Here is a 13,532-nt window from a genome sequence, read left to right as displayed (position 1 = left end):
GGCACCACGCGGGACACTCTGAACGTCACCGCCAGCGTGCGCTTCACCAGCCCTGCTGGGCCTGCGGAAACAGCGACCTGTCGCCTTTCCTCGCAAGTGCTGGACTCTTTGGGAAACCCAGTGCGCATCGGCCTCCGCTGAATATCCCGCCATCGGCATCTCACCTCCTGGAATTTCCGCGATACCTGCGGATATTAGGGTTTCCACATCCCTTTCATTGTGCAAACTGGCTCAACTGCTCACCCGCATCACCCCACATGTTCCGTCAGTCCCGTCCCCCCGACCCTGACCAAGACCTCGTTTCCCGTGCCAAGGATGGCGATACGCGGGCTTTCGATGCCTTGATCCTAAAGTATGGCGACAAGCTGTTCGGCTTGGTCTATTCCATGACTTCCCACAAGGAAGACACCCACGATCTCCTCCAGGAAATTTTCGCGAAGGCCTACCAGTCACTCCCCAAGTTCAAGGGCAACTCCACCTTCTACACCTGGATCTATCAGATCGCCACGAACCGCACACTGAACTTCCTCAAGAAGCGCAAGAACCGCGCCACCAGCAGCATCAACGAGATGGAATCCGCCATCCACCAAGATCCCGCGCTGATAGATTCCACCAACGATGCCAATCCCGAGCGGCAGTCCAGCATCAACGAACTCCAGAAAAAATTGAACGAAGCGATGATGACGCTGTCTGAATCCCACAGAATGGTCGTGACGCTGTTCGACATCCAAGGCATGTCCCACAAGGAAATCGCTGCGGTGTTGGACACTTCGGAAGGGACTATTCGCTCCAGACTCCACTATGCGCACCTGCAACTTCAATCCGCCCTCCAGGAAACCTGGGAGGAAAGATTTTAAAAAAGTCCTTGCAAGCGGCGCTGATATTTTGTAAATCTTAACCATCAACCGCCATGAAGCCTTCGGTCGAACAAATCAGCAATCTCCTCTCGCAGCGCAGCGATCTGCGTCCTGAGGAAGGTTACTGGCAGGATTTCCTCAGGGAATTCCACCATAACCAGCGCATGGAAGCAGCGGCGATGTCCGCCCCTTCCGCATTTGTGGAGCGCGTCCGCTCATGGTTCTCCGAGGTAAGCCCCTCAAGATGGGCTTACGGTGCAGGCCTCGCCTACGCCACGGCTGCCATCGCATTCTTCCTCGTCCCACGTGGTGCCGAGATGAACACGGTGCCAAGCGCTCCGGTGAAACACCAGATTGTCCCCGCTCCCTCGCTGGAGCAGTTGGAACAGTTGGATTTCGGCCCCACTTCTGCGGGAAATGCCGGCGAACAGGTGTTCTAATCCTCTCCGGATCCCATCATGCCCCCCCACAACCGCCCCTCCCGGCCGGTCACCTCTCGCTCGTTGCCCTTGCTCGGGCTCGCATCCCTGGTTTTCCTATCTGGCATCTCGGAAAGCGCTGCTGAGCCTCATTGCTACCGCATGAAATTCCTACCCTCCGCCTTGGAGGGCATCGCAGTCGCCGCTCCCGGAGGCCGCCTCATCGTATCCGTCCATACCGGGACGGGTGAAATCTCAGCAGCCGAGTGGAAATCGGGAGGCCAGTCCGGCACCGCAGGGATTGCCGGGCAGGACAGGGTCACACGGCTCTGCTTCTTTGCCAATCCCGTTGCCGGCAAGGCGGACACCTGGGCCAAGTCCTACGGGAAAGGCGGCTCAGAAGCGCTGCGTGCCATCACTCCCTCGGGTGCGTTGGACTGCCGTTTTGAGAAATGGGTCACACAGGTGGGAGACAAGGTGCTCCCCCTGGGTCTGCTGGATATCTCATTCCAAGGCAGTATGCCGCCCTCCGGGACGCCGCTTGTGGATGGCAAGGGTGAGATCATCGGCCTGATCCTTCAACCCTCGTCCGGGCGCTCAGCCTACGCCATCCCCGCACAAGCCGTACACCGCGTGCAGCACGATATCGTGAAACACCGGAAACTCGTGCGCGGCTGGATGGGGATTTCCCTTAGCACCGGTTCCGCCATCCCACGCATCACCCGCATCTGGCCGGACTCCCCCGCCGCCAAGGCGAATCTCCGCGAAAACGACATCCTTGTCAGGGCCGGCTCCTACCCGACGGAGCGATACCCGGATGCGGTGAACGCCCTGTTCTACGCAGTCCCCGGAGAGGCCACCGTCATAGAGGTCATGCGCGGCGAAAAACGCCTGACCTCCACTCTCACACCCACCGTCCAGAAGCCCGGGAACTGATTCCGGACACTCATCTCGCCACCGGGTAGGTTTGGAAAATCATTCCGGGTGCAAGCAGGCAAAGCGCGGCCATCACCTTGAGCTCAACCCGCCCGAAGCGCGACCTTGTCCTGTTGAGCACCTGGAGCAGGGCCGCACCGGTGAGTATCCCGTAGAAAAACGGACGCGCCATCATCGAATCATCCTGCACCGCGAACACAAGGGCTGCGGCACCCAGCAAGGTCAGCGGCAAGGTGAGCGCCAGCTCGTCCGCAGAGTTCGGCTCAGCATCACCTGTCCTGGCGGAGCGTTCCCACAGCTCCATCGCCGAAGAGGCAAGCAGGCATAGCACGGAAAAGCAGATGAACTCGCGGGAAAAGAGCAGCTCCCGGATGCCCAGCCCGGGGAGGTAGGCGTGCGCCGCAAGCGCCGTGCCATAGGCAAAGGCCACCCCGCCCAGGGCATGGCGCGCATACGAGATCTCATTTTCATCCCGGGAGGAAAAGAAAGAGACGGCGAAGTATCCCAAGACGAAGACCGCACCGACCAACAGGTAGTTGTAGACGGACAATGGGAAATTCATGACCGTCAGCACCAGGGCACAGACACCGGCCAATACGGCCATCCTCCGCAGCGGGACGCGGTGCATCATGGAAAAAGAGGATGCTTCCGATTGCATCGCCGCAGAGAGGAGTTTCGCTGCGATCCTGATCGTCCACACCACCAGCCCAAGCGCAACATACGCCTCCCATGGATGGTAATTCACCCGCCACGTCCGGGCGAAAAGGAACAGCCACATGACCGCGATGAGCGGTGCGTCCATGCCCAGCAAATTCAGATACAGCCACCACGGCTTTTTTTCCCTTTCCACAGGCAAATCCTTCCCGCATGCAGCACGAAACGCAAGCAACGACTAACGACAGCTTCGCCGCATCCTGAAAAAACTCGAGAGGATGCGGTTTCCCCTTCCTGCCGTTTCGATTGAAAAATCACAGGTCTCGCCCATTCTCCGCCCATGCCATCCTTCGACGAAGCCTCTCTCCGCAAAGCCGCAGCGTGGCAGGATTTCAAGGAGGCCCAATCGCTGCTCAGCGCCGGTGCCGTTGTCTCCTCTGAGAAAACCGGGGATGGCTGGCGCGGCGAGGTCAAGGTCGGCGCCCGGATCTACCGCACAAGCGTCGCCGCCCGCACCCCCACCTGGCTCGATGCAAAATGCCCCTGCCCTGCAAGCCAGCGCGAGGGAAAATTCTGCCCTCATGCCATCGCCGCAGGCCTGCACCTGCTCAATGCTCCCGCACAGCAGGCCAGCCCCCCTCCAAAACAGGAAAAAACCACCGCAGCAAACCCTATGCCCGCCATCTCATGGCGGATCCGCCTTAACGGGCCGTGGCGGGAGCATGTCCGGGCTGGCAGGCTTTCCGCATCGCTATCCCATTCGGACAACCCGCCGACAGAGGCCGATGACCGTCTTACCGCCTGGCTGCTAACCCAAAAGGTGGTATCACGTCCCCCCATCCAGCTTGCCCTTTCAGCCGCAACCCTGCCCGGTTTCCTGGACTGCATCGAGGATCACCCTGCCGCAAGCGCCGATTCCGGCGAAATCTCCATCGAATCAGGTGCGCAGATAATCCTGCATGACTGCGCGCTGGAAGGCGAAACCGTAAGCCTCACACCCGCCATCCAGGAGATTGTCCGTATCGGGAAATCCCTCTGGAAGATCTCCCCAACAGGCGTTTCAAGAATCAATTGCCCCCAGCCCCATCCGCTGCTGGCCTCCCTCGCCGAAGGGACACCCGCCGAGATCCCACTGGACCGGTTCCTCGGAGATCTACCAGTTCTCCAATCCCACATCGACTTCACCGCATCCAGCTGGTTCGAATCACTCCTTTTCATCCCTGCAATCCCGGACTTCCTACTCACCGTCACCGGCTCTTCCTCCAAGATCACCGCCGCACTCACCTTCTCCTACGGCAGCGCCCCACTGCCGCGCCTCGAAGGCAACACCGTCATCACCCGCAACCCAAAGGCGGAGGCATCCGCAAAATCCACACCCCCACTCGCCGACGGCATATTCGATGCCTCAGACCCCGATTCCATCCGCGATTTCCTAACCGCAAGCCTCAGGAACTTCCCCCTATCCTGGAAAACCGAACTCGCTCCCAACATCCGGAACCTCGCGTCATCCTATCTCTTCGTCTCCCCGAAAATCGTCATCATCTCGTCCGGCGACGATTGGCTGGATTTTAATCTTTCGTATGAAACGAATGATGGGAAAGTTATCCCGGCAGCCGAAATCCGTCGCCTGCTGCGCTCCAAGGGAACCTCCTCAGCCAGGCAAGTCATTCTTTCCGATGATATCGAAAATCTCATCGACCCGATCTTCGAAGACCTCGAGATCCACCAGGAAAACGCCCGCTACATAGCCAGAAACGCCTCAGCCGAAATCATACGGAATATCCGTAATAATTTGCAGAAAGATATTATTCCTAGTAGCTTAGGAGCTTATCAACATGCTCAGATCCCGAAGGCAATTACCGCCGCCCTCCGCCCTTACCAAGCGGATGGATTCAGTTGGTTGATCGACCGTTTGAACCGTTATCATGGAGCCTTGCTCGCGGATGACATGGGCCTCGGGAAAACGCTTCAAACCATTGCCTGCATCGAGCACTTGTTCACAGCTTGTTCACAGCCCTCACCCGCCCTCGTCGTCGTAACAACATCCTTGCTCGGGAACTGGCAGGCGGAGTTCCGTCGCTTCGCACCCGCCCGGAATGTGGTCACACTCCACGGAACAGGCCGCGACAGACTGCGTGAAAAAATCCGCCCGGACGATGTCATCCTCACCACCTACGGCACCCTCGCCCGCGATCTCGCCTGGCACCTGAAACAGGAGTATTCCGTCGCGGTCATCGACGAGGCCTCCCTGATCCGCAACCCGGATACCGACCACTCCAAGGCCGTCGCCAAACTGAACGCCACCCGCCGCATCGCCCTCACCGGCACCCCGGTCGAGAACACCGCACGCGACCTTTGGGCCATCTTCCGCTTCATCCAGCCGGGCTGGCTCGGCACCCGCAGCCATTTCAAGGAGCGCTACGAGTCACCGCTCACCACACCGGAGACCGCCCCGCGCGCCGCCGCCCTGCTGCGGCTGAAAACCTCGCCCTTCGTCCTACGCCGGACGAAGTCCGAGGTTGCCCCGGAGCTTCCTTCCAAGATCGCCATCGACGAATTCTGCACACTTTCCAAGGATCAGACCGCCACCTACCGGGATCTCCTCGCAGCAGGCCGCAAGCGCATCGAGGAAATCCGCGATTCCGGCCAGGAAGGAGCCGCCCGAATGCAGACTCTCACCACCCTGCTGCGCCTCCGCCAGACCTGCTGCGATCTCGCCCTGCTCGACCCTGAAAAACTACGCTTGCTCCCCATCCCCCGCCGCTCCGCGAAATTGGAACGGCTGTTGGAAATCGCGGAGCAATCCATCGCATCCGGCAGCAAGCTCCTCGTTTTCTCCCAATTCCAGAAACAGCTCCTGGAAATCGAATCCGCCCTCACCACAACCGGCATCACCTCCCTGCGCCTCGATGGGAAAACCCGCAGCCGTCAGGAACTCGTCGATCGCTTCCAGTCAGATTCAGGACCGCCGGTTTTCCTGATCTCCCTGAAGGCGGGCGGCTACGGGTTGAACCTTACCGCCGCCGATGTCGTCATCCACTTCGACCCGTGGTGGAACCCCGCCGCCGAGGCGCAGGCCACAGACCGCGCCCACCGCATCGGCCAGACCAAGCCGGTCACGGTTTTCCGGCTCCTCACCCGCGGAACAGTGGAGGAAAAGGTCATCCAACTCCAATCCACCAAGAAAGCCCTCGCCGATTCTCTCGACGAATCAGGAACCACCGCTGGCGATGCCCCCGCATGGTCTGCCGCAGAACTGGAGCGCCTGCTCATGGATTGAATACGCCAGGGGCTTGAATTTTCGGGAGTGCTTGCCGCGTTCTCTGAAGATTTCCGCCAGGAATACGGTAGCCCCTCTTCCCTCAGCCGCCCGATTCCTCGGCATGAAGCATGGATCCGGTGGCATGGACTTGCGCAGCCCTGTAAAAAGCGGTCACCCAGGCGGCGGATCCGAAAGCGATGCGCGGCGAGAGAAAGGACGCCATACCACGATGACAGCGAAGGACGACTGCCCCATTTTCAGGCTTGCAGCCACCCCGGCCTCGGAATGCTTGCCATGATTTTATGATCGACGCAGCAGACTGGATGCGTAACCGATATGCACATCCGAAACCCCATCTAGATTCCCGCAATATCACTTATGAAACGACTACTTCCCCTTTGCGCCCTGCTCACCCTCTCCGCCGCATCGGCGGCACCGAAAGCCCCGGCAAAGGGCGAAACGATCGTTCTTCTCGGCAATGGCCTCGGGGAGCGGATGGTCGATCACCCCTATCTTGAAGCGCGGCTCCAGATGGCTTATCCCGCGGAAAACCTCACCATCAGGAACATCTGCCGCCCCGGCGACACCCCGGGCTTCCGCCCCCACCCCTCGCGCAAATCCCAATGGGCCTTCCCCGGCGCGGAAAAGTTCCACCCCCAGCACCAGATCCATGCAGGGCAGGGCCATCACCCGACCCCCGACGAATGGCTCACCGAGCTCAAGGCGGACACGCTCATCGCTTTCTTCGGATACAACGAGTCCTTCGACGGCCCCTCGGGAATAGCCAATTTCAAAGGAGAGCTGGAGGCCTTCATCAAGCACACGGCGGCTCAGAAATACAATGGCAAGGCTGCTCCGCGCCTCGTGCTCGTCTCGCCCATCTCCTACGAAAACCTTTCCGCGAAGCGCGATCTCCCCGACGGCCGAGCCGAAAACGCAAACCTCGCGCTCTACACCCAGGCGATGGCGGAAGTGGCTGCCTCAACAGGCACGGAGTTCGTCGATGTATACAAGCCCACCCACGACCTCTACCCGAGCTCGGAAAAACCTTTCACGCGAAACGGGTTCCTACCTACCGACGAAGGCTACAAGATCCTCTCGGGCATGCTCGTGGATTCGATTTTCGGAACATCCCCCGCAAAATCCAAGTCGGCCGCCGCCGAGGTGATGGCGGCGATCGCAGACAAGAACTGGTATTGGTTCAACGACTACCGCATGCTCAACGGCGTCCATGTCGATGGCCGCCGCTACAATCCCTTCGGCCCCGCCAACTACCCGGATGAGATCAAGAAAATCCGCCAGATGACCGTCATCCGGGACCAGAACATCTGGGCGGTCGTGAACGGCGGCAAGCTCGACGTGGCCGCCGCCGATGCCAATACCCATCAGCTGCCGCCGGTGGAGACGAACTACAAGCCAAGCAACAAGAACGGCACCACGGAATACAAGTACGGTGCCGAGGCGGAGAAAGCGCTGACCACCCCCGAGGGCTACAAGGTCGAGCTTTTCGCCTCAGAAAAGGAATTCCCCAACCTCGCCAACCCGATGCAGATCTCCTTCGACAACAAGGGGCGGCTCTGGGCTGCCGTGATGCCGACCTACCCGCACTACCGCCCCGGCGATCCCAAGCCAAACGACAAGCTCCTCATCTACGAGGACACCGACGGCGACGGCAAGGCCGACAAGGAAACCGTTTTCGCCGACGGCCTGCACCTGCCCATCGGCTTCGAGTTCGCACCGGGCGGCGTCTATGTCTCCGAGGAGCCCCACCTCGTTTTCCTCGCGGATGCGGACGGCGATGACAAGGCGGACTCCCGCGAGGTCGTCCTCACCGGCTTCGATTCGCATGACACGCACCATGCCATCGGTGCCTACGCGGCGGATCCCTCCGGCGCGTTCATGATGTGCGAGGGCGTTTTCCTGCACTCGAACGTCGAGACCCCCTACGGCCCGGTGCGCGGGGTGGACGGAGGATTTTACCGCTTCTGCCCGCAGAAAACCAAGCTGGAGCGCACCATCCAGATGAGCATCCCCAACCCATGGGGCTTCGCCTTCGACGAATGGGGACAGGATTTCCTCATCCACACCTCCGGCCCGCCGTGGAACTGGGCGCTTCCGGTTTCGCTAAAGCCTCCGTACGGAGCCAAAGCGCCCGGCACCGCAAACCTCGTCCCGCAAGGCCAGGCAGTCCGCCCGACCTCCGGGCTTGAATTCGTCTCTTCCCGCCATTTCCCCGATGAGGTGCAGGGCGATGCACTCATCGGGAACTGCATCGGTTTCCTCGGCATCAAGCAACATTCCATCGCGGACGACGGCACCGGCTACAAGACGGGCTTCCGCCACGATCTGCTGCAATCCTCCGACGGAAATTTCCGCCCCTGCGATTTCGAGTTCGCTCCGGATGGCTCGCTTTATGTCATCGATTGGCACAACGTCCTCATCGGCCACATGCAGCACAACGCCCGCGATCCCCTCCGCGACCACGTGCACGGCCGCATCTACCGCATCACCTATCCCTCGCGGGATCTCGTGAAACCTGCGGAAGTGGATGGCGCACCCATCGCCACCCTTTTGGAAAACCTCAAGCTTCCGGAATACCGCAGCCGCTACAGGAGCCGCCGCGAGCTGCGCGAGCACCCCGTGGCCGAGGTGATCCCTGCGGTCAAGGCATGGGTGGCGGGCTTGGAAAAATCCGACCCGCGCTCCGTCCACCAAACCCTCGAAGCGCTCTGGGTCACATGGGGCATGAACGCGCTTGATACGGATCTGGCAAGGGAGCTCATGAAATCCCCCGACCACCGTGTCCGCTCCGCCGCCGTTCGCACCTTGCGCTATAATTTCGACCGCTTCCCCGATGCGCTCGATCTGCTCAAGCAGGCCGCCGCAGACGAGCACGGCCGCGTAAGGCTGGAGGCCGCCATAGCCGCCACATGGTATGACAAACCGGAAGCCCTGGAGGTTGTGGAAACCGCCACCGCGAAGGGCACGGACAGCTGGACCAAGTCTGCCCTCGAGGCCGCTGCCACCAGGCTCAAAGGCAAGGCCGAGGTGGAAGTGGAGGAAAACCCCTTGCCGCCCATCCCTGCCCACCTTGCGGATGCCGAGAAGAAAAGCTTCGCCGCCGGCCACGAAATCTATTTTCGCGATGCGCACTGCGCCACCTGCCACCAGAAGGACGGCAAAGGCCTCGACCCCGCTTTCCCGCCACTCCACGAGAGCATTTTCGTCCACGGCGATCCGGAGCGACTCATCAAGATCACCCTTCATGGCGTGATGGGTCCCTTCGAGCTGAACGGGAAGAAATACGACGGCCTGGTGCCGATGACACCTTTCGGGGGAATGCTCAACGACAAGGAGATCGCCGATGTCCTGACATTCACGCGCAACCACTTCGGCAACAAGGCCTCCGCGATCACGCCGGAACAGGTCGCCAAGGTGCGCGAGTCATCGAAGGGAGTCACGGGTTTCTACCAGATGGAAGAGCTTCTCAAGGAGCATCCGCTGGAGAAGTGAGCGGGCATGCACAATCCAAAAAAGGAAGGCAAGCCGCTCAGACCGTGCACTCCGTTCGTGGGGAGCGCCTATTATCCGTAACCGAAGAGCCCCAGGCCGCAGCGGAAAGGGGCTGGACGGGCAGGGATTGGCCTTCACGGGCAGGAACCGCCGGTCGCCTTCCCGCACAGCGGTAAGAATCCCAAGCCCAAACCCCACCCGTCCCGGCAAGGACTCTTGGCAAACGCCTAACATCAGGAATCACGCCGGAAAAGCCTGGTTCCATCCATGGGAAATCATTTCCCCCGAAAATGCTCTTGACTGAGCGGACTCGATCATTCAAAGGTTTGCATACAAATAGATGGCGAAAAAGACGCCTGGCATATTGATATGAAACCCAAAAAAACTAAAACAAGAAACGCAGGCTTCACCCTTGTCGAGCTTCTGATCGTCATAAGCATCGTCGCGGTTCTCTGCGCCTTCGCGCTCATAGGCTACAAGAAAGCCCAGTCGGCTGCGGACAAAGCAGTCACCATGGGGACTTTACACCAGCTGCAGCTCGCGAGCGCTAGCTATGCGGCGGATCACAACGGGAAATTCGTCGCCGCATCCGGAAAGGACGAGGGAGGCAAGCTGACCCAGCAATGGCACCGCAACCGAGACTTCCTGGACAACCTCACCGGCGATATCAATTCCAGCGATCAGAGTGTCGCAGCTGACAGTTTCCCCAAGGATAGGCTGGATCGGAGGGCAAAAAGGCTCCGCTCGGTGAATTGGGATAAAATCCAAGGGAATTTCGGGGCCTTTGAAAAAGACCCCTCCAACTCAACCTGGGGAAGCAATGTCGCATGGGAATCATCATTCAGCCTGGCTCAGCTAACGAACCCCGGAAGGACGGCCTCATTTGCCACCGCCCTCGATTGGCGCGTCAAATACGGTGGACGGAAAAATTACACCGGCGCCGAAACGAGCAACGGGCAGGGCAAGATCGCCTACCGCCACGATGGCAAGGCACTGGTCGCGTTCTACGACGGGCATGTCGAGGCAATTTCCAAACAGGACATGGATCTCATTGATAAGAACGGCGGGGACAAGCATCCCTTCTGGAGGGGCGATCAATAAAGGGAACGATCACACGATGGCCGACCGCAGGCCTGCCCCATACCGACCGCAGGGCTGAGGATTGCCTGACGGAAATCTTCTCCGAAATCCGTCCTTCCGGCCTCCGCTAACACCCCTCAAGGCAGGCTTGCGTTTGCCCCTTCACGCGAGAATCACTCCTCATCCACAAGCTCCGGAGCCTTGGGCAGCTTGTCCACCTCCTCGAGCAGGTTCACGATCTCGACGCCGCGCACGGCGGAATCATCGAGTTTGAAACGCAGCACCGGTGTCGATTTCAGCACCACCCGCTTCATCACCGCCTTCTGGATCGCACCGTGGGCCTTGTTGAGCTTTTCGATGACCGGTTCGGCCGATCCGCCGATCACACCGACCCATACCCTGCCCTCCTTGAGATCCTGCGTCACCTCCACGGCGCTCACGGTGACCATTTTCCCATGCCATTCGTAATCATGCTGGATGACCGTGGAGATCTCCCGGCGGAGCAGTTCGTTGACCCTGTCGATACGTCGGTTCACTTTTTTGGTATTTGCTGAAAAACAATAATCCGGAAACTGTAAGGGGTGTTCTGATTTCCGCTTTCCAGCGTTTCAGAATTTCAGCTTTCCCCCCTAGAGTTCCTGCGCGACTTTTTCGAGCTTGTAGCACTCGATGATGTCGCCTTCCTGGTATTCGTTGAAATCGCCGAGGCGGATGCCGCACTCGAAGTTGGTGCGGACTTCCTCGACCTCCTCATGGAAACGGCGGAGCGTGGACATCTTGCCGTCGAAAACAGGGATGCCGCCGCGGATGACGCGGGCGTGGGCCTTGCGGTGAACCTTGCCATCGGTGACAAAAGATCCAGCTGCCTTGCCCTTGTTGACCTTGAAAACCTGGCGGCATTCGGCATGGCCGATAACCGTCTCGCGGGTGAGCGGCTCAAGCAGCCCGAGCATCGCCTCGCGCACCTGGTCGATGAGCTCATAGACAATGGAGTAGAGCTTGATCTCGACCCCGGCCGCCTTGGCGGCTTTCACAGCCTTCGCCTCCACCTTGACATTGAAGCCCATGATGATGGCCTCCGAGGAGCCTGCAAAGGCGATGTCCGATTCGGTGATCGGCCCTGCGGCTGCCGTGATGAACTGGCAATCGACCTTCTCGGACTCAATCGCGAGGATCGCTTTCCTGATGGCCTCGACGGAGCCCTGCACATCGCACTTGAGTATGATCTTGAGCTGGGTCTTGCCGCCGCCTTCGTTGACCATCGTGAAAAGGTCTTCCATGCGGGAGCGGTGCTGCGGGGCGAGGCGCTTGAGGCGGAGTTCTTCCTGGCGCTCGTTGGCCAGGGACTTCGCCTCGCGCTCGGTCTTCATCTCGGTGAGGTGGTCGCCGACGTTGGGCAGCTCCTCGAAGCCGATGACCTCCACTGGCATCCCGGGGAGAGCGAATTTCACGCTCTCGCCGAGGTCGTTGATGAGCGAGCGGACTTTCCCCGAAAACGGGCCGCAGATGAAGGGCGTGCCGACCTTGAGCGTGCCGGATTCCACGATCACCGTGGCGGTGGTGCCACGACCGGGGACGACGCGAGCCTCGATGACACCGGCACGGGTGGTGGCCTTGGGGTTGGCCTTGAGTTCCAGAACCTCGGCCTGGAGGACGATGAGTTCCAGGAGATCATCCATGCCCTGGCCCTTGAGGGCGGAGATGCAGGCGAATTCCGTGTCGCCGCCGTAGTCCGTTGTCTGGAGACCGTTTTCTGCAAGCTGGGTTTTCACCCGCTCCACGTTGGCCGCCTGAAGATCGCACTTGTTGATGGCGACGATGATCGTTTTGCCGGCTTTTTGGGCGTGCTTGATGGCTTCAAGGGTCTGCGGCATGATGCCGTCGTTTGCGGCGACAACGATGATGGCGATGTCGGTGATGGCCGCGCCGCGCTGCCGCATGTCGGAGAAAATCGCGTGACCCGGGGTGTCCAGGAAGGTGATCTCGGTGCCGTTGTGGTTCACCTGATAGGCGCCGATGTGCTGGGTGATGCCACCGGCCTCTCCGGTGACGACCTTGCTCTTGCGGTAGAAATCGAGGATGGAGGTCTTGCCGTGATCGACGTGGCCCATGATTGTGACGATGGGCGGGCGGGGCTTGAGCTGGTCTTCCGGCTCCTCTTCCGGAGCCTCCGGCTCGGTGATGACCACCTCCTCCTTGTGGAATCCCTTGTCCTTGTCGCGCTTCTCGCGCTCGAAGGTGAATCCGTGGATTTCGCAGACCTGCGCTGCGATCTCCGGCTCAAGCGGTTGGTTCGGCGCGGGGAAAACCCCGAGCTTGATCAGGTCAGCCATCACGTTGAAGGGCTTCAGCCCGAGGCGTGCGGCGAGGTCCGGCACCAGGATGGGCGGCTTGATGATGATGAGCTTGGGATCTTCGGATTGCTCCGCAGCGGTATCCTCACTGGCTGCCGGCGCCGCTGGTGCCGCAGCCACTTCCTTTGCCACAACGAGGTTCGGATCGATGTTCTCCTTATCAAGCACCTTGGAAATGCTGCCGATGACATTTTTCCCCGCCGGAGCCTTTTTCCTAACCTTCGGCTTCTCATCCTCCGCGAAGAGGTCGAGCGCGTTCGCCTTCGCCTTCTCCAGTTTGCTGGGTGCGGCTGCGGCCTCCGCCTCGATTTTCTGGCGCTGCCTCCGGGACGGCTTCTTCTTATCAAGCAGATCGAGAACCTCTTCAGGTTCTTGCGATGATGTTTCGTTTTTCTTGGGCATCCGGCTAGGTGAGGTGTTTGTAAAAGTCAATCTGGGGTGTCAATCGTTGGTGTTG

Annotated in this window: 9 protein-coding genes; 6 read left to right on the top strand and 3 right to left on the bottom strand. The window is 60.0% G+C overall.

Annotation, left to right across the window (positions count from 1 at the left end; translation table 11 throughout):
- Positions 1–257 precede the first annotated feature (257 nt).
- The 3 genes from HZ994_17090 to HZ994_17080 are packed head-to-tail and all read left to right on the top strand — an operon-like array spanning position 258 to position 2,212.
- Positions 258–857 (top strand): sigma-70 family RNA polymerase sigma factor, encoded by a 600-nt coding sequence (locus HZ994_17090; protein QTN33958.1) that lies wholly within the window; start codon positions 258–260, stop codon positions 855–857.
- Positions 858–910: 53 nt separating this feature from the next.
- A complete protein-coding gene (locus tag HZ994_17085) occupies positions 911–1,297 on the top strand; it encodes a hypothetical protein (protein QTN33957.1) in 387 nt (128 codons plus the stop codon).
- An 18-nt stretch (positions 1,298–1,315) separates the two neighbouring features.
- Complete coding sequence (locus HZ994_17080) at positions 1,316–2,212, top strand: serine protease (protein ID QTN33956.1); 897 nt, start codon at positions 1,316–1,318, stop codon at positions 2,210–2,212.
- Positions 2,213–2,222: 10 nt separating this feature from the next.
- Here HZ994_17080 and HZ994_17075 read toward each other — a convergent pair whose 3' ends face one another.
- Positions 2,223–3,014, bottom strand: coding sequence for a hypothetical protein (locus HZ994_17075; protein QTN33955.1), 792 nt, complete (start codon positions 3,012–3,014; stop codon positions 2,223–2,225).
- 192 nt (positions 3,015–3,206) lie between these two features.
- On the opposite strand from HZ994_17075, the gene HZ994_17070 reads away from it, so the two are divergent.
- The 3 genes from HZ994_17070 to HZ994_17060 all read left to right on the top strand — a co-directional run bounded on the left by HZ994_17070 (position 3,207) and on the right by HZ994_17060 (position 10,742).
- The gene (locus HZ994_17070; protein ID QTN33954.1) at positions 3,207–6,146 is read left to right on the top strand and encodes a DEAD/DEAH box helicase family protein; all 2,940 of its coding nucleotides are present in this window, start codon (positions 3,207–3,209) and stop codon (positions 6,144–6,146) included.
- A 360-nt stretch (positions 6,147–6,506) separates the two neighbouring features.
- Positions 6,507–9,641 (top strand): HEAT repeat domain-containing protein, encoded by a 3,135-nt coding sequence (locus HZ994_17065; protein QTN33953.1) that lies wholly within the window; start codon positions 6,507–6,509, stop codon positions 9,639–9,641.
- Between the two features lie 369 nt (positions 9,642–10,010).
- A complete protein-coding gene (locus HZ994_17060) occupies positions 10,011–10,742 on the top strand; it encodes a type II secretion system protein (protein ID QTN33952.1) in 732 nt (243 codons plus the stop codon).
- Between the two features lie 152 nt (positions 10,743–10,894).
- On the opposite strand, the gene rbfA is transcribed toward HZ994_17060, so the two are convergent.
- Positions 10,895–11,257, bottom strand: a complete 363-nt coding sequence (gene rbfA / locus HZ994_17055) for a 30S ribosome-binding factor RbfA (protein QTN33951.1) — start codon at positions 11,255–11,257, stop codon at positions 10,895–10,897.
- Between the two features lie 93 nt (positions 11,258–11,350).
- A complete protein-coding gene (infB, locus tag HZ994_17050; GenBank protein QTN33950.1) occupies positions 11,351–13,477 on the bottom strand; it encodes a translation initiation factor IF-2 in 2,127 nt (708 codons plus the stop codon).
- Positions 13,478–13,532: the final 55 nt, after the last annotated feature.

Source organism: Akkermansiaceae bacterium (genome assembly GCA_017798145.1).
GTDB lineage: Bacteria > Verrucomicrobiota > Verrucomicrobiia > Verrucomicrobiales > Akkermansiaceae > Luteolibacter.
Note: the sequence above shows the minus strand (reverse complement) of the source record. Positions and strands in the feature narration are given on the sequence as shown.

Excerpts from the sequence above, each read along its gene's own strand:
- HZ994_17080 (QTN33956.1), top strand. The coding sequence starts at position 1,316 with ATGCCCCCCCACAACCGCCCCTCCCGGCCGGTCACCTCTCGCTCGTTG.
- HZ994_17075 (QTN33955.1), bottom strand. The coding sequence starts at position 3,014 with ATGGACGCACCGCTCATCGCGGTCATGTGGCTGTTCCTTTTCGCCCGG.
- infB (QTN33950.1), bottom strand. The coding sequence starts at position 13,477 with ATGCCCAAGAAAAACGAAACATCATCGCAAGAACCTGAAGAGGTTCTC.
- HZ994_17070 (QTN33954.1), top strand. The coding sequence starts at position 3,207 with ATGCCATCCTTCGACGAAGCCTCTCTCCGCAAAGCCGCAGCGTGGCAG.
- HZ994_17060 (QTN33952.1), top strand. The coding sequence starts at position 10,011 with ATGAAACCCAAAAAAACTAAAACAAGAAACGCAGGCTTCACCCTTGTC.
- HZ994_17065 (QTN33953.1), top strand. The coding sequence starts at position 6,507 with ATGAAACGACTACTTCCCCTTTGCGCCCTGCTCACCCTCTCCGCCGCA.
- HZ994_17085 (QTN33957.1), top strand. The coding sequence starts at position 911 with ATGAAGCCTTCGGTCGAACAAATCAGCAATCTCCTCTCGCAGCGCAGC.
- HZ994_17090 (QTN33958.1), top strand. The coding sequence starts at position 258 with ATGTTCCGTCAGTCCCGTCCCCCCGACCCTGACCAAGACCTCGTTTCC.